21 protein-coding genes are annotated in these 23,084 nt (G+C 67.6%); 14 read left to right on the forward strand and 7 right to left on the reverse strand.

Going from position 1 to position 23,084, the window contains the following annotated elements:
* Positions 1-149 precede the first annotated feature (149 nt).
* The 9 genes from AAG816_RS15695 (at position 150) to AAG816_RS15735 (ending at position 9,535) form a co-directional block, all read left to right on the forward strand.
* Complete coding sequence (locus AAG816_RS15695; protein WP_341990595.1) at positions 150-1,370, forward strand: NAD(P)/FAD-dependent oxidoreductase; 1,221 nt, start codon at positions 150-152, stop codon at positions 1,368-1,370.
* A 45-nt stretch (positions 1,371-1,415) separates the two neighbouring features.
* The gene (locus AAG816_RS15700) at positions 1,416-3,767 is read left to right on the forward strand and encodes a xanthine dehydrogenase family protein molybdopterin-binding subunit (RefSeq protein ID WP_341990596.1); all 2,352 of its coding nucleotides are present in this window, start codon (positions 1,416-1,418) and stop codon (positions 3,765-3,767) included.
* Positions 3,764-4,600: an FAD binding domain-containing protein gene (locus AAG816_RS15705; protein ID WP_341990597.1), complete on the forward strand. Its 837-nt coding sequence runs from the start codon at positions 3,764-3,766 to the stop codon at positions 4,598-4,600. Before AAG816_RS15700 ends, AAG816_RS15705 begins: the two co-directional genes overlap by 4 nt.
* Positions 4,597-5,100 carry a (2Fe-2S)-binding protein gene (locus AAG816_RS15710; RefSeq protein WP_341990598.1) on the forward strand — a complete coding sequence of 168 codons (504 nt, stop codon included), beginning with the start codon at positions 4,597-4,599 and terminating at the stop codon, positions 5,098-5,100. The genes AAG816_RS15705 and AAG816_RS15710 overlap by 4 nt, the downstream gene beginning before the upstream one ends.
* A 14-nt stretch (positions 5,101-5,114) precedes the next feature.
* The gene (locus tag AAG816_RS15715; RefSeq protein WP_341990599.1) at positions 5,115-6,119 is read left to right on the forward strand and encodes an amidohydrolase family protein; all 1,005 of its coding nucleotides are present in this window, start codon (positions 5,115-5,117) and stop codon (positions 6,117-6,119) included.
* A gap of 82 nt (positions 6,120-6,201) precedes the next feature.
* The gene (locus AAG816_RS15720; protein ID WP_341990600.1) at positions 6,202-7,266 is read left to right on the forward strand and encodes an ABC transporter substrate-binding protein; all 1,065 of its coding nucleotides are present in this window, start codon (positions 6,202-6,204) and stop codon (positions 7,264-7,266) included.
* Between the two features lie 37 nt (positions 7,267-7,303).
* Entirely contained in the window at positions 7,304-8,131 is an 828-nt protein-coding gene (locus tag AAG816_RS15725; RefSeq protein ID WP_341990601.1) for an ABC transporter ATP-binding protein, read from the forward strand.
* Between the two features lies 1 nt (position 8,132).
* On the forward strand, positions 8,133-8,924 hold the full coding sequence (locus AAG816_RS15730) for an ABC transporter permease (RefSeq protein ID WP_341990602.1): 792 nt from the start codon (positions 8,133-8,135) through the stop codon (positions 8,922-8,924).
* A 53-nt stretch (positions 8,925-8,977) separates the two neighbouring features.
* Positions 8,978-9,535 (forward strand): MarR family winged helix-turn-helix transcriptional regulator, encoded by a 558-nt coding sequence (locus AAG816_RS15735; protein ID WP_341990603.1) that lies wholly within the window; start codon positions 8,978-8,980, stop codon positions 9,533-9,535.
* A 39-nt stretch (positions 9,536-9,574) separates the two neighbouring features.
* Here the strand turns inward: AAG816_RS15735 and AAG816_RS15740 are convergent, their stop codons facing one another.
* Genes AAG816_RS15740 through AAG816_RS15750 form a run of 3 tightly spaced genes read right to left on the reverse strand, consistent with a single transcriptional unit; the run spans position 9,575 to position 12,397 of the window.
* Positions 9,575-10,393 carry a heme ABC transporter ATP-binding protein gene (locus AAG816_RS15740; protein ID WP_341990604.1) on the reverse strand — a complete coding sequence of 273 codons (819 nt, stop codon included), beginning with the start codon at positions 10,391-10,393 and terminating at the stop codon, positions 9,575-9,577.
* Positions 10,394-10,397: 4 nt separating this feature from the next.
* Positions 10,398-11,513, reverse strand: a complete 1,116-nt coding sequence (locus AAG816_RS15745) for an iron ABC transporter permease (RefSeq protein WP_341990605.1) — start codon at positions 11,511-11,513, stop codon at positions 10,398-10,400.
* The gene (locus AAG816_RS15750) at positions 11,510-12,397 is read right to left on the reverse strand and encodes an ABC transporter substrate-binding protein (protein ID WP_341990606.1); all 888 of its coding nucleotides are present in this window, start codon (positions 12,395-12,397) and stop codon (positions 11,510-11,512) included. Before AAG816_RS15750 ends, AAG816_RS15745 begins: the two co-directional genes overlap by 4 nt.
* Before the next feature lie 579 nt (positions 12,398-12,976).
* On the opposite strand from AAG816_RS15750, the gene AAG816_RS15755 reads away from it, so the two are divergent.
* From AAG816_RS15755 to AAG816_RS15765, 3 genes are all read left to right on the forward strand, one after another.
* Complete coding sequence (locus AAG816_RS15755; protein ID WP_341990607.1) at positions 12,977-15,151, forward strand: TonB-dependent hemoglobin/transferrin/lactoferrin family receptor; 2,175 nt, start codon at positions 12,977-12,979, stop codon at positions 15,149-15,151.
* Positions 15,152-15,291: 140 nt separating this feature from the next.
* Positions 15,292-15,621, forward strand: coding sequence for an antibiotic biosynthesis monooxygenase (locus AAG816_RS15760; protein WP_341990608.1), 330 nt, complete (start codon positions 15,292-15,294; stop codon positions 15,619-15,621).
* 135 nt (positions 15,622-15,756) lie between these two features.
* A complete protein-coding gene (locus tag AAG816_RS15765) occupies positions 15,757-16,122 on the forward strand; it encodes a cytochrome c (protein WP_341990609.1) in 366 nt (121 codons plus the stop codon).
* A 105-nt stretch (positions 16,123-16,227) separates the two neighbouring features.
* On the opposite strand, the gene AAG816_RS15770 is transcribed toward AAG816_RS15765, so the two are convergent.
* Together AAG816_RS15770 and AAG816_RS15775 are read right to left on the reverse strand one after the other, a co-directional pair.
* Entirely contained in the window at positions 16,228-17,325 is a 1,098-nt protein-coding gene (locus AAG816_RS15770; RefSeq protein WP_341990610.1) for an asparaginase, read from the reverse strand.
* Between the two features lie 621 nt (positions 17,326-17,946).
* On the reverse strand, positions 17,947-18,732 hold the full coding sequence (locus AAG816_RS15775) for an SDR family oxidoreductase (RefSeq protein WP_341990611.1): 786 nt from the start codon (positions 18,730-18,732) through the stop codon (positions 17,947-17,949).
* A 323-nt stretch (positions 18,733-19,055) separates the two neighbouring features.
* Here AAG816_RS15775 and AAG816_RS15780 point away from each other — a divergent pair, with 323 nt between their 5' ends.
* Together AAG816_RS15780 and AAG816_RS15785 are read left to right on the forward strand one after the other, a co-directional pair.
* The gene (locus AAG816_RS15780) at positions 19,056-20,081 is read left to right on the forward strand and encodes an aldo/keto reductase (protein ID WP_341990612.1); all 1,026 of its coding nucleotides are present in this window, start codon (positions 19,056-19,058) and stop codon (positions 20,079-20,081) included.
* Between the two features lie 179 nt (positions 20,082-20,260).
* Positions 20,261-20,683 carry a YciI family protein gene (locus AAG816_RS15785; RefSeq protein WP_341990613.1) on the forward strand — a complete coding sequence of 141 codons (423 nt, stop codon included), beginning with the start codon at positions 20,261-20,263 and terminating at the stop codon, positions 20,681-20,683.
* Positions 20,684-20,732: 49 nt separating this feature from the next.
* Here the strand turns inward: AAG816_RS15785 and AAG816_RS15790 are convergent, their stop codons facing one another.
* Entirely contained in the window at positions 20,733-22,133 is a 1,401-nt protein-coding gene (locus tag AAG816_RS15790) for an amidohydrolase family protein (protein WP_341990614.1), read from the reverse strand.
* Between the two features lie 7 nt (positions 22,134-22,140).
* A complete protein-coding gene (locus tag AAG816_RS15795; protein WP_341990615.1) occupies positions 22,141-22,905 on the reverse strand; it encodes a GntR family transcriptional regulator in 765 nt (254 codons plus the stop codon).
* Positions 22,906-23,084: the final 179 nt, after the last annotated feature.

Below are 23,084 nucleotides of genomic sequence, written 5' to 3' on the forward strand. Positions count from 1 at the left end.
TCAGATGCCGCGCGTGGATGGGCCTGCGGCCGCCTATTTCTGCTGCAATTGCCTAGGCATTGCGCGAGATCAAAATTCTTACAAAAAGCATTGCCGACCATCGGAAAGTTTGTCAGCATACTTACGTTCTCAGCAGATGAGTGCGTGGCATGAAGATGGTGGAACGGGTGATTGTCGCAGGGGCCGGGCCGGTGGGTGCTGTCATGGCCCTGGCCCTGGTGAAGAAGGGCATCCCGGTGCTGCTGCTGGAGGCCGATGCGGAGCCGCGGGAGGACCAGCGGGCCGCCACCGTGCATCCGCCGACCGTGGCCATGCTGGCTGAACTGGGCCTCAAGGACGACGCCTTCGAAACCGGCCTGCAATCACCCATCTTTCACTTCCGCGACCGCATCACCGGCGATCTGGTGGCAGTATTCGACGTGAAGGTGCTGGAAGGCGAGGTGGAGTATCCGTTCGTGCTGCAATGGGAGCAGTACAAATTGGTGCGGGCGGTGCTGAAGCAACTGGCTGACAGTCCTCTTGCGGAGGTGCGCTTCTCCACCAAGCTCATGGATCTCGGCCAGACCGACGACAAAGTCGAAGCCACCGTCGAAAACCAGGACGGGGACACCGAGCTTTTCCAGGCCCGCTACATCATCGGCACCGATGGTGGCCGCAGCACGGTCCGGCGCCTGGCGCAGATCGCGTTCGAGGGCTTCACCTGGCCCGAGCGCTTCATCAAGATCGGTACCCGCTTTGATTTCATCGAGGCGGGCACCGGCTATTGCACCCGCAACTATTTCTCCGACCCGGACGAGTGGCTGAACCTGTTCAAGGTGAAGGCGGATGGCGAGCCGGGGATCTGGCGCGGGATCTTCCCGGTGCCGGCCCATGAGGCCGACGAGGACGCCATGAGCATGGACGGGGTGCAACGGCGCCTCCAGAAGCTCTACCCCAAGGATGGCGACTACGACATCGCCTACCATGCGCTCTATGCGGTGCATCAGCGGGTGGCCAAGACCTTCAACCATGGCCGGGTCTTTCTCGCCGGCGACAGCGCCCATGTGAACAATCCCATCGGCGGCATGGGCATGAATGGCGGCATCCATGACGCCATGAACCTCGCGCAGAAGCTGGCCGACGTCTGGTTCGGCCGCGCGACGCCGGAGGTGTTCGATCGCTACACCCGCCAACGCCGCAAGGCGCAGGTGGATTTTGTCCAGGCACAGTCGATCCAGAACAAGAAATCGCTGGAGGAGCGGGATCCCGCTGCCCGGCAGAAGACATTCGAAAACCTGCGCCGCGTGTCTGAGGATATCGAGCTGCACAAGAAGTTTCTCTATCGCAGCTCGCTGTTCGACAGCCTCAACGAGGCCAATGCGGTGGCCTGATCGCGTTTGTTGCGCCTTCGGTTTCGGGTGGGAGGGTGAGGGCTCATGTCGGCAGAAGCGGACACCGAAAGCTGGATCGGCGCGCGGCTGCTGCGCAAGGAGGATGGACGCCACCTCCTGGGCGCCAGCACCTTCGTGGCCGACATCCGCATGCCGCGCCTGCTGGACGTGGCCTTCGTGCGCAGCCAGATGGCCCATGCGGGCCTGATCGACATCATAAAGCCGGAGGGCGCGCAGGACCGCGTCTTCACCTTCGCCGACCTGGCCCCGCTCAAGGTGCTGGAAGCCGGCCCGGAACTGGCGGCCTTCCGCCAGAGCCCTTATCCGGCCCTGGCTCAAGGCAAGCTGCGGTTCGTCGGCCAGCCGGTGGCAATGTGTGTGGCCGCGAGCCGTGGGGCGGCGGAGGACCTGGCGGACCAGGTGCTGGTGGAAGCCGAGGAACTGGACGCGGTGGTGGATGCGGTGGCGGCGCTCAGGCCCGGTGCGCCCTTGCTGTTCGACACGTGGCCCGACAACGCCTTCATCCATGCGGACGTAAATGAAGGCGACATCGCCTCTTTGGCGCAGGCACCGGTGCAGATCCGCCGCCAGTTCAAGATGAACCGGCAGGCCACGGTCTCCCTCGAAGGGCGCGGCGTGCTGGCCTATTGGGACCATCGGCTGGATGAACTGGTGGTGTATCTCTCCACCCAGGGGCCGCATGTGATGCGGTTGGGCCTTGCGGAGGCCCTCGGCCTGCCGGAGCATAAATTGCGCGTCGTGGCCCCGGATGTGGGCGGCGGCTTCGGCGGCAAGAACCGGTTGATGCCTGAGGAGATCGCCGTCGCGGCGCTGGCCCTGAAATTGCGCCGGCCGGTGCGGTGGATCGAGGATCGGCGTGAGCATCTGATCGCCTCGGTCCATGCCCGCGAGCATCATTACGACATCACTTTGTTCGCCGACCGGGACGGCATCCTCCTGGGCCTGAAGGGCGAGGTGCATATCGATAGCGGCGCCTATGCGCTGTGGCCCACCGGCAGCTTCATGGAAGCCAGCATGGCGGCCCGAAACCTGCCCGGCCCCTATCGCATGCGGCATCTGGCGGTGACCACCCACACGGTGGCCACCAACAAGGCGCCCATGGGCCCCTATCGCGGCGTGGCCCGTCCCGGCGCCTGCTTTGCCATCGAGCGGGCGGTGGACGAACTGGCGCACGAGATGGGGATGGAACCGTTGGAACTGCGCCGCCGCAATCTGGTGAGCGCGTCCGACATGCCTTATCGCACCGCCGGCGGCCTGCGGCTGGATACCGGCGACTATCCCAGGGCGCTGTCCGAAGTGGCGGACATGGTGGATGTGCCGGCACTGCGTCGCCGCCAGGCCACGGGCGAAGACGATGGCCGCCGCATCGGCGTGGGCTTTGCGGTCTATACGGAACAGAGCGGCCATGGCGCCGCGGAATGGACCAAGCGCCGCTCCCGCGTGGTCCCCGGCTATGAGAGCGCCACGGTCCGCATGCTGCCCGATGGCACCGTGCACCTGCTGGTGGGCATCCAGAACCATGGGCAGGGCCTGGAGACCACCCTGGCGCAGATCGCCGCCCATGAATTGACCCTCGACCCCGCCGATATCTCCGTGCGTCATGGGGATACGTCCGTGTCGCCATTCGGCTTCGGCACCTTTGCCTCGCGCTCCATCGTCTTCTCCGGCGGAGCGGTGGCGAAGACCTGTCGGCTCGTGCTGGAGAAGGCGCGTCACATCGGGGCTCATCTGCTGCAGACCGACTATGCCCAGACCCATGTGGCGGACGGCGTGGTGCATGGCCCCTCCGGCAAGGTTTCGCTGGCCGAGATCGCCCGGGCCGCCACCATCCGCCAGGAACTGCTGCCGCAGGGCATGACCCCGTCCTTGGAAGCCACTGCCAGCTACGAGCCCGAAGAGTCCGGCGGGTTCTTCTCCTATGGCGCCCATGCGGTGGTGGTGGCGGTGGAGCCGCAGACCGGCGTGGTCTCCATCCTCGACTACGCCATCGCCGAGGACTGCGGCACCATGATCAATCCCCTGATCGTGGATGGGCAGATCATCGGTGGCGTGGCGCAGGGCATCGGCACCGCGCTCTATGAAGAAATCCCCTATGGCGAGACCGGCCAGCCGCTGGCCACCACCTTCGGCGACTACATGGTGCCATGCGCACCCGAGATCCCGCCGCTGCGCATCCGCCATTTGGTGACGCCGGCGCTGGGGACGGAATATGGCGTGAAAGGCATGGGGGAGGGCGGCGCCATCGCCCCCCCGGCGGCCATCGCCAATGCCATTGCCGACGCCTTCCGCGATGTGGGGGCCAAATTCTGTGAGACCCCGCTTACCCCGCGCCGGGTTTCGGATGCGGTGGCGCTGGCCTGCGGAGAGCTGCCATGAAGCCCGCGCCCTTCGCTTATGCCCGTCCCGCCGATCTTGCCGCCGCCACAACCCTGCTGGCGCAAGGGGATGGCGCGGCCATGGCCATCTCCGGCGGGCAATCGCTGCTGGTGCTCATGAGCCTGCGGCTCACCGCCATCGAGACGCTGGTGGATCTGTCCCGCCTGCCGGACCTGAAGCGGGTGGAAGAGACCGCGACCGAGGTGTTCCTTGGGGCGGCGACCACCCATGCCATGGTCGAAGATGGGCGGGTGCCGGATCCCTCGCGGGGATTGATGGCGCAGGTCGCAGCCAAGATCGCCTACCGCGCGGTGCGCAATCTGGGGACCCTGGGCGGCAGCGTGGCGCTGGCGGACCCGTCAGCCGACTGGCCGGCCTGCCTGATGGCGCTGAACGCGCAGGCGGTGATCGTCGGTCCGGATGGGGCGCGCCGGGAGGCCGTGGAGGCCTTTGTGCGCGGACCCTACGAAACCTCGCTGGCCGCTGGCGAGGTCATCGCCGGCTTTGCCATCCCGCGGCTTGGACCCGGCGCCCGCTGGGGCGTTGCCAAGGTGGCGCGCAAGAGCGGGGCGTTTGCGGATTCCCTCGCCATCGTGGTGGAACCGGGAGAAGGAGCGCCGGCGCGGGTGGCGCTGGCGGGCACCAGTTCCCACGCGCAATTGCTGCCGCACGTGGCGGCCTATCTCGGCGGCGCGCCGGAGATCGACCCCGCCGCGCTGCGGGCGGCAGTGCGGGCGGACCTGACGCAGGTGGATCCCGATGCCGACCCCTACCGCCTGCGCTGCCATGGGGCGACCGTGCTGAAAGCCGTGATGGAGGCCCGCGCATCATGATGTCCATCACCCTGATGCTGAATGGCGAAGAGACGGTGCAATCCGTCGAGCCCCGCGCCATCCTCGCCGACCTGCTGCGCGAGGGCTGCGGCCTCACCGGCACCCACCTGGGCTGCGAGCATGGCGCCTGCGGCGCCTGCACGGTGGCGCTGGATGGCATGGCGGTGCGCGCCTGCGTGGTGCTGGCGGTGATGTGCGATGGCCGCACGGTGGAAACCATCGAGGGGACCCGCGGCGATCCGGTGATGGACGTCATCCGCCGGCACTTCCATGAACACCACGCCCTTCAGTGCGGCTTCTGTACCCCCGGCATGCTGATGATGGCGCGGGACATCATCGCCCGGCATCCCTGCCCGGACGAGGCGCTGATCCGGGCCCAGTTGAGCGGTCAGGTCTGCCGCTGCACCGGCTACATGGGCATCGTCGCGGCCATCCGCGCCGCCGCCGCAGAACTTCATCCCGAGGCCGCAGCGCGCCCCACCCTCACAAGAAATGCCTGAGGAAGGACAATCAAATGCGTCTTGATGCGTACACGCACCTGTTTCCCGCCAAGTATTTCACGCGCATGCAGGAGCTGGTCACCAACAAGGGCGCCATCAAGCGTTGGCTCAACCTGCCGACCCTGTGGGACGTGGAGGCGCGGCTGCGGATGATCGACAGCTTCGGCGATTACCAGCAGGTGCTGACCAATTCCATGCCGGCGGTGGAGTTCGTCGCGGGTCCCGACGTCTCCCCGGAGATCGCGCGCATCGCCAATGATGGCCTGGCGGAATTGGTGGCGAAATATCCCGACCATTTCCCGGCTTTCGTCGCGTCGCTGCCCATGAACAATCCGGAAGCCGCGGTGGCGGAAATCGATCGTGCGGTGGGGCAGTTGGGCGCCCGCGGGGTGCAGATCTTCACCAACGTCAACGGAAAGGCGTTGGACGGGGCCGAGTTCTTCCCCATCTTCGAGCGGATGGCGCACCATGATCTGCCGATCTGGCTGCACCCCTCCCGTGGGGCGGGCTTCTCGGACTATGCCGCCGAACCCAAGTCGCAATATGAGATCTGGTGGACCTTCGGCTGGCCGTATGAGACCAGCGCGGCCATGTCCCGGCTCGTGTTCTCCAAGACCTTCGAGAAACTCCCCAACCTCAAGATCATCACCCACCATATGGGCGCGATGATCCCGTTCTTCGAGGGCCGGGTCGGTCCCGGCTGGGACCAGCTCGGCAGCCGCACCGATGACGAGGACTATGAAGGCCTTCTGAAGTCCATGAAGAAGCGGCCGATCGATTACTTCAAGATGTTCTACGCCGACACCGCGTTGTTCGGCTCCAAGGCCGGCACCGAATGCGGGCTGAATTTCTTCAGCGCCGACCGTGCGGTGTTCGCCTCCGACTGCCCGTTCGATCCGGAAGGGGGCTACCAGTTCATCCGCGAGACGCTGGGGGTGCTGGACAGCCTGGATCTCTCCCCGGTCGACCGGGAGAAGATCATGGGCGGCAACATCCGCCGCCTGATGAAGCTTGCGTGAGTGAGGCGATCGTCAAAGGGGCCGGAACAGGCTCCGCCAACAACCTTCCACCAATTTTGCCAATCGCGAGAGGGGATCTCAGATGACCAAAGACGTGGTGACCGGGGTGCGCCCCGGCTGGAGCCGGCGGAGCGTATTGGGTGGGGCGGCAGCGGGGATCGGCGCCGTGGCGCTGGGCATGCCGTTCGTGGCCCGCGCCCAGACCAGCCGGGTGCGCATGAGCTTGGATTTCCGCATCTATGGCGGCAACTCGCCGTTCTTCTATGGCGCGGAGAAGGGGATCTTCAAGGATCTCGGGATCGACATTCAGCTGGACGGCGCCGCCGGCTCCGGCGAGGCGGTGCGGCGGGTTGCCGGTGGAACCCATGATTTCGGCTTTGCCGACGCCTCCACCTTGGTGGAGTTCAGCGCCCGGAATCCAGAGATATCGCCGAAATTCACCATGTGCATCTTTGACCGCTTTCCCGCGGTCGTCCTCAGCCTCAAGCGCAAGCCGGTAAAGACCTTGCAGGAGATGGTGGGGCTGAAGATCGGCACCGGAACCTCCGATGCGGGCTCGCGCATTCTCCCGGCTTTGTTGTCGCTCAACAAGATCGATCCCAAGACCATCAATTTCGTCACCGTGGACGTGAAGCTGCGCGACACCATGCTGCTGAAGGGGGAAGTGGATGCGGTGATCGCGTTTGATTACACCGCCATCTTCAACCTGGTGGAAGGCGGCGTGAAGCTGGAGGATATCACCCTCATCTACTTTGCGGACAATGGCTTCAACTTCCCTGGCAATGCCATTCTGGCCCCCCGCAAGACCATCGAGCAGGACCCGGATCTGGTGCGCCGCATGACGCTTGCGATCACCCGCAGCTGGGTGGGCGCCAACAAGGATCGCGCCGGCTGCATCGCCGCCGTCACCAAGCGCGAAAGCCTGCTCAATGCCGCGGTCGAGCGCCAGCGGCTGGACTGGGTGCTGGACAAGAACGTCATGACCGAAAATGTCCGCAAGAACGGGCTCGGTGCCGTCACCGATGCGCGGTTGGAAAGCGGCATCACGCTGCTGAAGGAGGGGTTCGGCCTGCCACAGGCGCCCACCGTGCCGAGCGTCTACGATCCGCGCTTCCTGCCGGACCTCGCCGAACGGCGGATGACCTGATGCGCACCGGCGTGCGAACAGGCCGGGGAGGCCGCTCATGAAACCCTTCGTGGAATTGGACGGGGTCGGCCTCAGCTACGGCGGCGCCAGTGGCATCAAGGCGCTTGAGCGCACGTCCATGGGCATTGGCAAGGGCGAGTTCGCGGCGGTGGTGGGACCGTCCGGCTGCGGCAAGTCCTCGCTGATGAAGCTGGTGACGGGCCTGATGCCGCCCACCTCCGGCACCATCTCGGTGGCGGGCCATGCGGTGTCGGGGCCGCTGAAGATCGTCGGCATGGCGTTCCAGAACCCGACGCTGCTCCCCTGGCGGCCGCTGCTGTCCAACGTCATGCTGCCGTTGGAGATCGTGCAGCCGCATCGCGCGCGCCTGCGCCGGCATCGGGCGGAATATGTGGAACGGGCGCGCCGCCTGCTCGACACCGTGGGCCTCGCCGAGTTCGAGACCAAATTCCCCTGGATGTTGTCGGGGGGCATGCAGCAGCGGGCCAATCTGTGCCGCTCGCTGATCCATGATCCCGAACTGCTGATGCTGGACGAGCCGTTCGGCGCGCTGGATGCCTTCACCCGCGAGGAATTGTGGGGCGTGCTGCAGGAGGTCTGGATGGAGAAGCGCTTCACCTGCATCCTGGTCACCCATGATCTGCGCGAAGCGGCCTTCCTGGCCGACACCATCTACGTGATGAGCGCCCGGCCCGGCACGGTGGTCTCCACCCACAAGGTGGACCTGCCGCGTCCGCGCACGGTGGAAAGCACGTTCGAGCCGCGCTTTGTGGACCTGGTGCACACCGTCCGCAACGAGATCGCCCATGTGCGCAATGAGGCCAAGGCGTCTGGGACGCCTTCGGCCAAAGCGAAGGTGGCCTGACATGAGCGCACTCACCCGCCGCCGGTTGGAACTCCTGATGCCGTGGCTCGTGGCCATCGCCCTGTTGCTGGTCTGGCAGGGGCTGGTGATGGCGTTCCACGTCGAGCCGTTCGTGATGCCGGCCCCCACCGCCATCTTCGCGGCTTTCGTGCAATATCACGACACCATCCTGATGCATGCCTGGTACACGATGGTCTCCACCTTCCTCGGCTTCCTGCTGGGCATCGCGGTGGGACTGCTTCTCGGCATGGCGATCGGCTCCTCGCGGCTGGTCTATGCCGGTCTTTATCCGGTGCTCATCGGCTTCAATTCGGTGCCGAAGGTGGCCGTTGTTCCCGTGCTGGTGCTGTGGCTGGGCATTGGCCAGCCCACCGCCATCGTCACCGCCTTTCTGTTGTGCTTCTTCCCCATCGCCGTGAACGTCGCCACCGGGCTTGCCACCGTGGAGCCTGAACTGGAAGACGTGCTGCGCTCGCTGGGCGCTTCGCGGCTGGACATCCTGACCAAGGTGGGGCTGCCGCGGGCGATGCCGTATTTCTTCGCTTCGCTGAAGGTGGCGATCACCTTGGCCTTCATCGGTGCGGTGATCTCTGAGACCTTGGCGTCCAATGACGGCATCGGCTATCTGATGCTCCAGGCGTCGTCGCAATTTAGGGTTCCGCTGATGTTTGCGGGACTTGCGGTGATCGCCGCCATGGGAATCGTGACCTATGTGGTGTTTGCCATGATCGAGCGCCGGATGACCGGCTGGGCGGTGCGCGGCCAGAATTCCATGCCGCCGGGTGGCGGGTGAGCGCCCCCGAGGCGCCGGCCCGCCCGGCCCGAGCCGCCGCACGCAAACCGCGCGTGGCCGCCATCCCTCTCCCATCGGTGGGCGCCGCCGCCACGATGGCGGCGCTCGCCCCCGCCGCGCCGGTCAATGCCGTCACCACGCCGGTGGAGGGGCTGGTTTCCCTATGGGCGCGGTCCGGATTCCTGGTGCGCCGCTTGCACCAGATCAGCGTCGCCATCTTCATGGAGGAGATGGCCGAACTGGATCTGACGCCGGTGCAGTTCGGGGCCATGAGCATCATTGCCATGAACCCCGGCATCGAGCAGTCGGCGGTGGGCAGCGAACTGGGGATCGACCGCGCCAACAATGCCGATGTGCTCACCCGGCTGGAGAAGTCCGGCCTGATTGCGCGCCAGACCGCGGCCCATGACCGACGCACCAATTGCGTGTTCCTGACCGAGCCGGGGCGGGTCATGGTGCTGGAAGCCAATACCCGGCTCGCGCGCATCCAGAAGCGCTTCCTCGGCCCGCTCACCGCAGCGGAGCGCAAGGCGTTCCTGTCGCTGATGGACAAGCTGATTGCCGAGAACAATTCCTTAGGGCGCACGGTCCTGCGGCTGACGGATCGGTGAGGGCGCCCGAAAACCGGCGCCACGCGGCGGCGGCGTGGTCTAGCGGCGGGCGCCGCCTGCGGCGCGGGGGCGCAGGGCGCCCATGGCGCCATCGGCAATGGCCTGCGGCAGCACGAAGGGGCCCGGCGGCACCGCATTGACCCGCGCCGCCACATGGAAGGCGGCGCCCAGGAGATCGTCGGTGATGACGCTTTCCGGCGGGCCGTAGGCCAGCAGCGCGCCGCCCACCAGCACCGCCATGCGGTCGGCCACCATGGCGGCCAGATTGAGATCGTGCAGGACGGCGAGCACCGCGCCGCCGGCATCCGCATGGGCACGGGCTTCGCGCAGCACCAGCAATTGATGGGCAAGATCCAGGCTGGCGGTGGGCTCGTCGAGCAGCAGATAGCGCGGCTTGTCCGGATCCATCACCTCCACCTGCGCCAAGGCGCGGGCCAGTTGCACCCGCTGCCGCTCGCCGCCCGACAGCGTGTCGTAGCCCCGTGTGGCAAAGCCGGGCAGGTCCACCCGTTCTAGCAACCGGGCAATGCGCGCACCACTACGGGCGCCGGTTCCGAGCAGGCCGATGCTCACCACCTCCGCCACCCGGAAGGCAAAGGCCACTTCGGCGGATTGCGGCAGCACCGCGCGTCGCCGCGCCAGCGCCGCGGGCGGCATGTGCGCGAGGTCGGTGCCATCCAGATGCACCCGCCCATGGCTGGGGGCGACCTCGCCGGCCATGAGCTTGAGCAGGCTGGACTTGCCCGCCCCGTTCGGCCCCACCAGCACGGTGACCGTGCCGGGATCAAGCGCCAGGGAGACCTCGCGCACGATGGCGCGGCCTTGAAGGGTCAGGCTTACGGCGTCGGCACGGTACATGGCATCATCCGATGACGCGGCGGCGTAGCAGCAGCCAGAGGAAGAAAGGCGCGCCCACGAGAGCGGTGACCACTCCGAGCGGCAGTTCCGCCGGCGCGGCGATGAGGCGCGCGAGGATGTCCGCGCCCAGCAGCACGGCGACCCCGAGCAAAGCGGAGGCCGGCAGCAGCACCCGGTGTCCCGGCCCCAGCGACATGCGCACCAGATGCGGCACCACCAGCCCGACGAAGCCGATGACGCCGGCCGCCGCCACCGAGGCACCCACGCCCGCCGCCACCGCCAGGATGGCGATGCGCTTCAGCCGCTCCACCGGCACCCCCACATGGAAGGCTTCCGCCTCCCCCAGGGCCAGGGCATCGAGGCCGCGGGCCAGCAGGGGGCCGATGGCCAGCAGCACCGCCACGAACGGCGCCACCAGGGCCACTTTGGACCAGGTGGCGCCGCCGAGGCTGCCCAGGGTCCAGAACACGAATTCGCGCGATTGCTGCTCGCTGGAGATGAACACCAGCAGGCCGGTGCCGGCGCTGGCCAGGGCGCCCAGCGCCAGCCCCGCGAACAACAAGGTGGCCACCGACATGGTGCCGCCGCGCATGGCGAGGCGGGCGATCAGCAAGGTGGTCAGGAGGCTGCCCAGGAAGGCCGCCAGCGGCAGGCCGAGGCTTTGCCAGCCGGCGGGCAGCATCTCGATCAGCGGCGCCCCCAGGACGATCCACGCCACCGCCGCCAGCGCCGCGCCGGGGGCGACCCCGACGAGGCCGGGATCGGCCAGGGGATTGCGGAACACGCCTTGCATCACCGCCCCGGCCATGGCGGTCCCCGCCCCGGTCAGGGCGCCCAGCACCGCGCGGGGCAGACGGATATCGAGCACCACCATGCGCTCGCGGGCGGCGCGGCCGATCTCTTCCGCCGGGACCGAGAACGCATCCCCAAGGATGGCCAGAACCCGCGCCGGGGTGATGCTGACCGGGCCGAGGGCCAGCGCACCGATGAAGGCCAGGCCGGCGAGGACGGCGCAGGCGGCGATGCCCAGCGCCGCGCCGCTGCGCCCGGCGCGATGAGCCGGCGCGTCGGCCTCGATGTCGCTTTCCATCCCGCGCTCCTGCATCAGCGTGGAGGTCATGGGTTGGGCTCGCTGGACCAGGAGTGCTTGGCCAGCGGAGCGAGGCGGGCATTGGTACGGATGGCCATGGCCAGCTCCCGCGCCGCCTGCGGCGTGCGCGGCCCGAAGCCGAGCAGATAGGATCCGGGCAAGGTCACCAGCCGCTTGTCCTTGGCGGCGGGCGTGCCCTTGAAGGCGGGCAGCGAGAAGATGAGATCCGCCGGCAAGGCCTGGCCACCGCCGCTCATGACCACCACCGCGTCGGGCTCGGCGGACAGGGTCACCTCGTCGCCGGCGGGCTTGTAGCCCTTGACGGCGGCCATGGCATTGTCGATGGCGGCGAGGCGGAACATGGCGTCGGCGCTGGTGCCGGACCCGCCCACGATCACATTTCCGCCCGCGGCGGAGAGCACGAACACCGCCTTGGGACGACGGCGCAGGGTCGCCACCTCCCGCGCCAGCTGGGCGAAATCGGCTCGCACTTCGGCGGCGAGGTCGGCGCCCTTGCGCGGAATGCCCACCGCCGCGGCCACCATCTCGATCTTGCGGATCACGCCCTCGGCGCTGTGGGCGTCGGGCACCACCACCACCGGCACCGAGGAATGCTCCAGCACCTCAAGCGCCTCGCGCGGGCCGGCGCCTTCGATGGCGATGATCAGGCTGGGGCCGACCGAGAGCACGCCCTCGGGCGCCAAGGTGCGGGAATAGCCCACGTTCGGCAGCGCGCGCGCCGCCGCCGGATAGGTGCTGGTCTGGTCCACCGCCACCACCCGCTCGCCGACGCCGAGGGCGAACAGGATCTCAGTGACCGAACTGCCGATGGCGACGATACGGGCGGTATCGCGCACTTCGACCACCCGGCCGGTGGCGTCGCGCACATGATGGGCGGCGGCGGGAGCCACCATGCCGGGGATCATGAACGCGGCGGCCAGAACGAGCGCGCGGAACGTGCCACGGGCCGCGATTCGCCGGGACAGCCGCGCGCTGCCGGCCCCGCAGGAAGGAGGATATTTGCGCATCTTCGAATTGTTCCAGTTCTTATCGCATCGAAAACTGAAAAGCAGCTTGGACTTTGATGCGATTATTTCGTGGCCAAAGCAAGTTTAGAGCTAATCAACTTGACCATTCCAAGGCAGGGCGTTAGCGGATGACACAAGCGGGGCGTTGCCGCCGGTTCTCCGGCTTGCCGTCCCTCGGTCACCATTCCTTTGGTGCGGGCCCAAGCGTATGCGCTCTCGCGTGCCGCGCGGGTCGTGCCCTAAGGGCATATGGAAATGATCGGTTTTGCGCCGGGGCGTTCGCCGCCTCGCATCCTGCCCGCCAAGCCCGATTCCGGGTGGTAGCCAGCCTGTCAGTTTTTGGAGGTTTTCATGGCTCCCCCGTCAGCGGGCACCGGCGTGCGCCCGTGCGCTCCTTCGTCTGCGCTCACAGGCCCTGCGCCATGGGCACATCACCGTCTTCAGGGCCTGTGCGGCGTGGCTGCCGTGGCGCTCCTCGCCTGCGGCGCGCTGGCCGCCGGCACCGGGGTCGCTCGCGCGCAGAGCGCGGCGCCGGCCTCCGCCAGCTATCCTGCCTCCTCCGCCCCGGCCATGGCGTCCGCCAGCAGCGGCGAGATCGCGCTCGATGCCATCACGGTAGTGTCGACTTATACCGAGATGCACGCCATCGACACGCTGGCAGGCGTGAGTACGGTGCGCGCGGAGCAATTGTCGCAGTGGCTTCCGGATCGCGCTGCCGACGTGTTCTTCGGCATGCCCGGCGTCACCGCCCTCCAGAACGGCAACAGCACCCAGACCTCGATCAATATTCGCGGCTTGCAGGACTTCGGCCGCGTGGCGGTGATCGTGGACGGGGCGCGGCAGAATTTCACCCAGCTTGGCCATGCCAATGCCGCCGGCTCCTTCTTCCTGGAGCCGGGCCTGCTGGCGGGTGTGGACGTGATCCGCGGCCCGGTGTCGAACATCTACGGATCCGGCGCCATCGGCGGCGTGGTCACCATGCGCACCAAGGATACCAACGATATCCTCAAGCCGGGCCAGACCTGGGGCGTGGAATCCACCGGCGAGTTCGGCTCCAATGGGCCCATGGGCTATGGCGCGCTGTTCGGCGCCGCCCGGGTGGGGCCGAATGTGGATCTGTTCTGGGGCGGCACCTATCGCAACCAGTCCGACTATGCCGACGGCAATGGCGATGACGTGCCCGGCACCGCCAATACCACCTGGACCGGCATCGCCAAGGCCACCTTCCGGCCGGCGGACTATCACGAGGTGAAGTTCACCGCGCTGAATTATGATGCGTCCTACACCACCAGCAGCGCCAGCGTGCTCACCACGCCCACCACCAGCCAGTACGGCACCGACGTCACCAACCGCACCCTCACCGCCAGCTACAATTACACCAACCCCAACGACAATGTGTTTGACTGGCACAGCACCGTCTATTGGAACCAGGTCCAGCAGGATCAGGTGAAGGTGGCAGGCACCAACAGCACGGTGACCGGCAATGTGGGCAATCCGCGCAGCTTCACCATCGACACCACCGGCTTCGACGCCAACAACACCACCCGCTTCGTCACCGGCCCGGTGCGCAACGCCGTGACCATCGGCGGCGACTATTTCCACGACGATGTGAGCAACGTCGACAAATACGGCTTCGGCGATGGCTACAACCCCTCGGGCACCCGCGGCGTGGGCGGCGCCTTCGTGCAATGGCAGGCGAATTACTCCACTTGGCTGGAGACCATCGCGGCGGTGCGCTACGACACCTATACCCTGGACGGGAGCGGCGTTTCCAACAGCGGCGACCGGCTGTCGCCCAAGCTGACGGTGGGCCTCACGCCCATTCCCTGGTTTACGGTTTATGGCACCTATGCGGAGGGCTATCGCGCGCCGGCGGTGACCGAGACGCTGGTGTCGGGCGCCCATCCGCCGTCCATTCCCATCATCACCTGCCCGGATGGCAGCGTCGGCACGTTCTGCTTCCTGCCCAATCCGGGGCTGTCGCCGGAGGTGGGCAAGAACAAGGAAATCGGCGTCAACATCAAGTATGACGATCTCTTCACCAAGGGCGACAAGATCCGCCTGAAGGCGGACGTCTATCGCAATGACGTCAGCGACTTCATCGAACTGGTGCAGTTCGGCACCACGCGCTACCGCACCACCGCCTATGCGCAGTACCAGAACGTGGCCTCCGCCCGCCTCCAGGGCTTCGAACTGGAGAGCATGTATGACGCCAGGGTCTGGTTCGCCGGCCTGTCCGCCACGGTCACCGAGGGTGAGGACACCGCCGACAACAGCCCGCTGTCCAGCATCCAGCCCGACAATGTGGCCGCAACGGTGGGTCTGCGCTCGCCGGACCAGAAGCTGACCTTGTCCATGCGCTGGCAATGGGTGGCCGCGGTGACCGCCGCCGATCTGCCCGCCAATGCGGTCTACAGCCCCACCCCCAGCTTCAACCTGGTCAGCCTCAATCTCGGCTATGAGCCCAGCGAGAACGTGCGGATGTTCATGGGCATCGAGAACCTCCTGAACGAACAATACACCCAGTATGAGCAGTTCCTGCCCAGCGCCGGCCTCACCGTGAAGGGCGGCGTCACCATCCGCTTCGGCGGCGGGGAACTGGCGGCGGCGACGCCGGCGCCGGCGAAGATCACCAAATAGCGACGGGAGCATCTGCCGCGGCCCTTTTGCGGGCCGCGGTGTCCCGGCGGCATCGCTTCCGGTCTATAAAGCGGGGCGGGTTTGGCGCGCTGCCGATCTCCGGGGCCTCCCCGGACGCGCCACTTCAAAAGGAGCAACGCATGTTCATCGCCATGAACCGGTTCAAGGTGAAGCACGGGTCGGAGGAGGAGTTCGAGCGGGTATGGCGGGAGCGCGACAGCTACCTGACCACCGTGCCCGGCTTCGTGACCTTCAACCTGCTGAAGGGCCCGCACAAAGACGAATACACGCTCTACGCCTCCCATACTCACTGGGCCACCAAGGCGGATTTCGAGGCGTGGACGCGCTCCGAAGCCTTCCGTGCCGCCCATGCGGGAGCGGGCACCAACAAGGTGAACTACATCGGCCCGCCGGAATTCGAAGGTTTCGAATCCGTCCTCTCGCTGGACATGTCCGACCGCGCGGCCTGAGATCCGCGGGCAACCCGTAACGCGGGCTTGCCCTTCAGGAATGATACGGACTCGTCGCCCGGCAGCGGGCGCCTATAACCTTCCCAGAGCGGCGACGCTTTTTCAAAGCGTCGCGCGCACGGGTGGGGATTGGGCATGGCGCGGGTTGCAGCACGGGGTGAGAGCCAGCGGGGCCGTGTCCGGCGGGCCGGATGGAGCGCGGTTGCATTCGCTTTCGCGCTCGCAGCGGGGGGCGGCGGGGCCGCCACGGCGCAAACCATCGATGCTGCGGCGCTGGACGTCTTAGTGCAGCAATGTGCGCCTTGCCACGGCGCCGACGGCATCGCCCGCGACACGGAAATTCCCAATCTCGCCGGACAACATGACCGCTATCTCTGGACGCAGATGATGGCGTTCCGGAAAGGCACCCGCCGCCACGAGGAGATGCGCTACATGAGCCGCCATCTCAGCGAGGCCGACATCGCCGCGCTTGTTGCGTATTATTCGTCGCTGCCGCGCTGACTGCGCGGGCCCTGACGGGCATAAAAATCTTCAACCGCGTGCCTCGCCGCGACTTGCGGGAGGGCAGGCGGGTCAGCGGCGCCCGCCCGCCATTGATCACCGGGCTCAGTCGGGAAGGTAGGCCGGCTGCACCTGGGCTGGCGTGATCCGGCCGTTGGCGATCAGCAATTGCAGCAGCACCCGGGCCTTGGCCGGCGCATAGAAGGCGGCTGCCGAAAAGCCCAGCTCATCGTCATTCAGCTCGATGTTCCGCAACACCGGCCCGGAACCGGTCCGGCTGGCGCGTACCACCGGGATGCCGGCCTTGGCCGCGGCCTGGAGCGCGGCAATGGTGGCTTTCGAGGCATTGCCATCGCCCACCCCTGCCAGCACCAAGCCCCTGGCTCCAGATTTCACGGCTGCGTCCACGGGTGCTGCGTCGACGCCCGCATAGGCATAGATGATCTCCACCCGCGGCAGCGGCCCGGCTGCGGGCAGGTCGAGATGGCGGCGCGGCGCGGGCGGCGCGTAGAAGGCGACCGCATCGGGCGAGACGCCGCCCACCGCACCGAAGTTCAGGGATTGGAAGGTCTGGACCGAGACCGTGTTGGTCTTGGTCACATCCCGCGCGCCATGGATGGTGTCATTCAGCACCACCAGGGCGCCACGCCCCTTGGCCTTGGGATCGGCGGCCACCATGACCGCTTCCAGCAGGTTGCGCGGGCCGTCGGCGCTCACCGCAGTGGACGGGCGCATGGCGCCCACCAGCACGATGGGCTTGTCGGTGGCGGTCACCAGATCCAGGAACAGGGCGGTCTCTTCCATGGTGTCGGTGCCATGGGTGATGACGATGCCGGCCACGCCCGGATCCTTGGCCAGGGCGTCGATGCGCTGGGCCAGCTGGAACCACACGCTTTCATTCATGTCCTGGCTGCCGATGGACGCGATCTGCTCCGCCGTGAGCTGCGCGTGCATGCCGATGCCCGGAACCGAGGCCAACAGCGCCTCCGCGGAAACCGCGCCGGCATTGTAGCCGCTCTGGGAGCGCGGGTCGGCCGCCCCGGCGATGGTGCCGCCGGTGGCGAGCAGGACCACGCGGGGCAGGTCGGCGGCGGAGGCCGGCGTCTGGGTGAGGAGGGTGGCGGTCAGGGTCATGGCGCAGGCAAAGGCTCGGGAGAAGGGCAGGGCGCGTCGGCAAAGGACAGGAAGGGAGGGGAGCAACATCAGTCATCTCCTACCGCGGGGTAGTCCCACGTGGGGGGGCGGCATGGCTGCCGCGGGGATTGCGCGTCCCGTCGGTGGCGGATGCCACCGACGCCGTCCACCCCGAGGGACGCTCCCACCGCGAGACCAAGGTGGGGACCGCCACCCTGGGGTGTGCTGTCCCTTCCCCCTCAGCCGCCCCCGGATCCGTTCGGCGCGCGCTTACCCCTGCACCATGCCATCGCCCGAAGTTTCCCGCCAGTATGCGCCAGATCAAGGCGCGTCCTCGTCTCCGCCACATAGCTGTGTGACAGTGTGGGCTGCATCGGGCTTTCGTGCGGAGCGGACCTTTTCGGTCCGCGAGGGCTCAAACGCAGTCAGGCGGCTTGGCCGCGCCCGCGACCTTTGCCGGCAAACCGGCCTTCGGACGCAGGGCCTGCCGCAGCAGAGGGGCGGAGGATGCCATGTCTTTGAGTAAGCGTGACAACGCAACGGCGTTTCCCACCGCGATCGTGGTGGGTATCATTTTCGGGGCGGTGTGCGCCCTGGCCCTGGCCTGGGCCATGAACGGCCTGCGGTGAACGGCCTGGACCGACCGGCCTGAGGTGAGGGACCGCCCCGGCGAACCGGGGCGGCGGGACGTCAGACGTTGCGGAGCATGCCGCCGTCGACGCGGAACTTGCTGCCGGTGAGATAGGACGCGCGCGCCGAGCACAGGAAGGCCACCACATCCGCGAATTCCTGCGGATCGCCATAGCGGCCCATGGGAATCTGCGCCTTCGAGGCGGCTTCCACCTCTTCGCGGGTCTTGCCCTGCTTGGCGGCATTGGCGGTATCGAGCTGGCCGATGCGCTCGGTGAGGATGCGGCCCGGCATCACCACATTCACCGTCACGCCGTCGCCCGCCACTTCAGTGGCCAGCGTCTTTGACCAACCCAGAACCGCCGAGCGAATGCCGTTGGAGAGCGCCAGATTGGGAATCGGCTGCTCAATGCCGGAGGAGGCGATGGTGACGATGCGGCCCCAGCGCTTGGCGCGCATGGCCGGCAGCAGGCGGCCGGTGAAATGGAACAGATTGGCGGCCATGGGCGCGAAATTGGCGATCCACTGATCGCGGGTGATATCGGCGGCGACGCCGGGTGGGGGACCGCCGGTGTTGCCCACCAGAATGTCCACGCCGCCGGCGGCCAGCGCGTGATCGGCCAGCGCATCCACCGAGGCGAGATCGGCACCGTCGAGCCGCACCGCTTCCACGCGGGCCTGAACGTCCGCAGGCAGGGTGGCCCGCCAGGCTTCGATATCCGCGACCGTGCGGGCGGCGGCGATGACCTTGGCGCCTTCCAGGGCCAGGGTGCGGGCGCTGGCGGCGCCGAGGCCGCGGCTGGCGCCCATGACCAGCGCGGTCTTTCCGTTGAGGCCCAAATCCATGCGTTGCTCTCCTGAGGACGGCGTCCGCGCCATGGCGCGGTTCACAAATGAGCGGGTTTGCCGCGCGAAGCGCCGCGCGGCGGGCCGGCATGGCGCCGGCCGGCGGGGATTTGCTCGCGTTTCCAGCCCTCTGGCAAGGTGTTTGGCGCCGGAAGAACGGAAAAGTGCACCGCCCCCCGTGGCCAGGGCCTCCCGCCTGGGCCGGACAGTGTCTATCTAAAGGAGCCGGATTGGCGGGCGTTCCCATGCGCCCGCGGTCTTGCCGCCGCCTTGTTTCCGACGTGCCGCCAGACGCCTCCCCTGAGCCCGACAGGATTTCAGCCATGACCGCAGCCCCTACCGCCCTTCCCACCCGCCCGCTTGGCCGCACCGACATGCAGATCACCCGCGTCGGCTTCGGCGCCTGGGCCATCGGCGGTCCCGATTGGGCGGCGGGTTGGGGGGCGCAGGACGACAGCGCGTCGGTCTCCGCCATCCGCCACGCCATCGGCCGCGGCATCAATTGGATCGACACCGCGGCGGTCTATGGCCTCGGCCATTCCGAAGAGGTGGTGCGCCAGGCCCTGGCGGACATGCCCGCCGGCGAGCGGCCCTATGTGTTCACCAAGGCCGGCCTGATCTGGAACGAGGCTGACCGCACCGCCCCGCCGGCCCGCGTGGGCAAGGCCGACAGCATCAAGCGCGAGGTGGACGCCTCGCTGAAGCGGCTCGGGGTGGAGCGGATCGATCTCTACCAGATGCATTGGCCCAGCCAGGACGGCTCCGCCATCGAGGAGTATTGGCAGGCCTTCCTTGACCTGAAGCGCGACGGCAAGGTCCGCGCCATCGGCCTGTCCAACCATAATGTGGCGCAGTTGGAAGCGGCCGAGGCCCTTGGCCATGTGGATACGCTGCAGCCGCCGTTCTCGGCGATCCGGCGCGATGCGGGCACGGCGGAGATCGCCTGGTGCCATGCCCACGGCACTGGGGTCATCGTCTATAGCCCCATGCAGTCGGGCCTGCTGACCGGGCGCTTCACCGCCGAACGGGCGGCCGCCCTGCCGGCGGACGACTGGCGCTCGCGCAATGCGGAATATACCGGCGACAAGTTGCAGCGGAACCTGAAACTGGCGGCGGCCCTCGCCCCGATCGCCCAGCGCCACGGCACCTCGGTGGCTGCGGTGGCGGTGGCCTGGACCCTGGCGTGGCCTGGCGTCTCTGGCGCCATCGTCGGCGCGCGCAGCCCCGAACAGGTGGACGGCTGGCTGGATGCCGCCAAGCTGGAGCTGTCGGCCTCGGACCTCGCCGAAATCGCCGCCGCCATCGACGCCATCGGCGCCGGCACCGGGCCGGCCCGCGTGGCGGGCTGACGAGTCGGACGACGTCCGCGCCGACAGCGCGCCTTTGATGGTGGATCCGCCACCAGAGGCGGCAAGCCGTGAACGCTGCTCATCGGGAGAGAAATCGCGCGCGCGTGTCGGCAGGCGGCGAGGGGGTTCGTCTTGTCTTCGGAAGCCGAGTTTGCCTTGGCTGTGAAGGAGGACAACGAATGCGCGTGATGGTTCTGGTGAAGGCCACCCCCGACAGCGAAGCCGGCAAGATGCCCTCGACGGCGATGCTGGAAGCCATGACCAAGTACAATGAGGAACTGCTCCGGGCTGGCATCCTCCTGGGCGGAGACGGGCTGCACCCGTCTTCGAAGGGCAAGCGGGTGGCCTTCGAGGGTGTCAACCGCACGGTGATGGACGGGCCGTTCACTGAGACACGGGAACTGCTCGCCGGCTTCTGGCTATGGCAGGTGAAGGACATGGACGAGGCAGTGGCATGGGTGCGGCGCTGCCCCAATCCCATGCCCGGGCCCAGCGAGATCGAGATTCGCCCGCTGTTCGAGGCCGCCGATTTCGGCGACGCGCTCACCCCCGAGGTGGCGGCGGCGGAAGAGCGGATGGCCCGGCAACTCGGCTCCAGCTAGGAGCCCTCGGGTCGGGCGCCAGCGATGGCGCGGCCGTCACGCCCTCCGGTCAGTGGGCGTGCGCCACCGCATCCGCGATGCGTGGGGTGTGACCGGCCCGCTCCCACAGCCGCCGCGCCACCGCTTGAGCGGCGGCGACCACGTCGTCGCCATCAAACGTCGTGGGGCGACCGCGTTCCAGCAGCACGGTGCCGTTCACCACCACCGCATCCACATTGCCGCCCTGCGCGCTGTGGACGATGAGGCCCGGCCCATCGATCAGCGGGGCAAGGTTGGGCGCCCGCCCGTCCAGCAGGACGAGATCGGCTTTGGAGCCTTCCCGCAAAGTGCTGACCTCGTGGGCGATGCCCAACGCGCTGGCGCCGCCGACCGTCGCCCAACGCATCACGTCATGGGATTTCACTGCGAAGCCCGCGCCGCGGATGCGCGTGCCCGCCAGCGCCATGTGCATGGCGGCGAACATGTCGCCGGACTTGGTGTCGGTGGCGAGCGTGATGCGCGCGCCCGCCTGTTCCAGCGCCCGGATCGGCGCCACCGAGCCATGGGCGGCGTTGCCCACCGGAATATGCGCCACTGCCGCCCCGGCGGCGCCGAAGCGGGCGATGTCGGCCTCAGTCATGTGAATGCAGTGGCCGGCGATGGTGCGCCGGTTCAGGAGCCCCACCTCCTGCATCAGCTCCACTGGGCGCAGACCGTCGCGCGCCTGGACGATCTCCACCTCCATGGGCGACTGGTGCAAATGGGTGTGGACGATGAGGTCCTGCGCTTCGGCCATCTGCGCCACCTGCCGCAGCAGGGCAGGCGAGCAGGTGTCCGGCGCGTGGGGGCCGATCACCGGCGTGATCAGAGGAGAGCGGCCCTGCCAGGCCGAGATGAAGTCGGTGGCCTCCCGCAAGGTGGCCTCGCCCTGGGCCGGATCGCTGCGCCATTCGCGGCGAGCGAGCGCGGCGGTGTCCGCATCCAGGATGCGGCCGCCGATGAAGCTGCGCAGGCCGATCTCCTGCGCCGCTTTCGCCAGGGCCTCGGGATGACGATAGAAATCCACCACCGTGGTGGAGCCGAAGCGCAGCATCTCATAGAGCCCGAGCCGGGACAGCAGGTACGCTTCCTCCTCCGACAGCATGTCGCCCTGGGGGACGCCGGGGGTGTAGGCCGGGGCAAAGCCCACATCCTCCACCATGCCGCGCACCACCATGATGGGGGTGTGGTTGTGGGTGTTGACGAGCCCCGGCAGTAGCAAATGATGGGCGGAGCCGAGGGTGCGCGCCGGGGCAAACCGCCGGGCCATCTCGTCGGCTGGGCCGATGGCGGCAATGCGGCCGGCGCGCACCGCAAGCGCCACGTCGCTCAGGACGGTCCCGTCCGCATCCATGACGAAGGCGGCCCGCGCCCGCACCAGGAGGTCGCACGGTTCGGGGGCAGTGGAAGCAACGGCATCCGGCATCGTCATCAGGCTCTCAAGTCAGGGCGGAGAGGGTGGCGAGAACCGCCACGCCGGTGCGCCGGGCGTGATCGGCCAAAGAGGCCGCAAAGCCCTCGGCGTCGCGCGCCCGCAGCAAAGCCATGAAGGCCTCGTGCTCGGCCAGCGAGGCATCCCAGCGCGAATGGTCGTAATTGGCCTGGGCGCGGGCGCGGTAGATCTTGGCGCTCATGGCGGTCCAGGTGGCCAGCAGCACCGGATTGCCCGCCAGCCGGGTGATCTCCGCATGGATCTCCTGGTTCTGGCGGAAATAGTCCGGCCGCTGCTCGTGCTGGTGGAAGTGCACCAGGCGCGTATGCATGGCGTCGAGACGGGCGAGATCCTGCGGCTCGACCTTGGCGCAGGCCAAGCGCCCGGCCAGATGGTCCAGGGCCTCCATCATCTGGAACACGGCGGCGATCTCGTCCGCATCCACCGGCGTGACCACCGGCGTGCGGTGCGGGCGCAATTCGATCAGGCCTTCGGTGGACAGCACCTTGAAGGCTTCGCGCAGCGGCGTGCGGGAGACCCCGAAGGTCTCGCACAACATGCGCTCCGGCAGCGGGCTGCCCGGCCGCAATTCGCCATCCAACACCATCTCCCGCAGGCGGGCCACCAACTGGTCATGGAGGGAGGCGGTCTGCAACGGGCGGGTGGCATCCTGGGCCGAGAGCTTCAGCCGTGCCGGCTTGAACCGCATGCGTGCCCGAACTCTAGGCTTTTTGGCGGGGGCGAGGGCGGTGTCCGCCTCAATTTCCGGCATTTTTCGGATTTCCTTGCCCACAAAAGCAGCTTTGCTATCAAACTTTCTCGTATTATATCATTGAAAATAATCAATAAAACAAAAATCGCATACCGAATACGAATCGCGATATCACTCGTGCCGCGGACCGTGTCCTCGCCAGAAGGCGGCCGGTCGGGCGACCTTGCAGGGGAACCCAA

It is taken from the genome of Azorhizobium sp. AG788 (assembly GCF_943371865.1).
Taxonomy (GTDB): Bacteria; Pseudomonadota; Alphaproteobacteria; order Rhizobiales; family Xanthobacteraceae; genus Azorhizobium.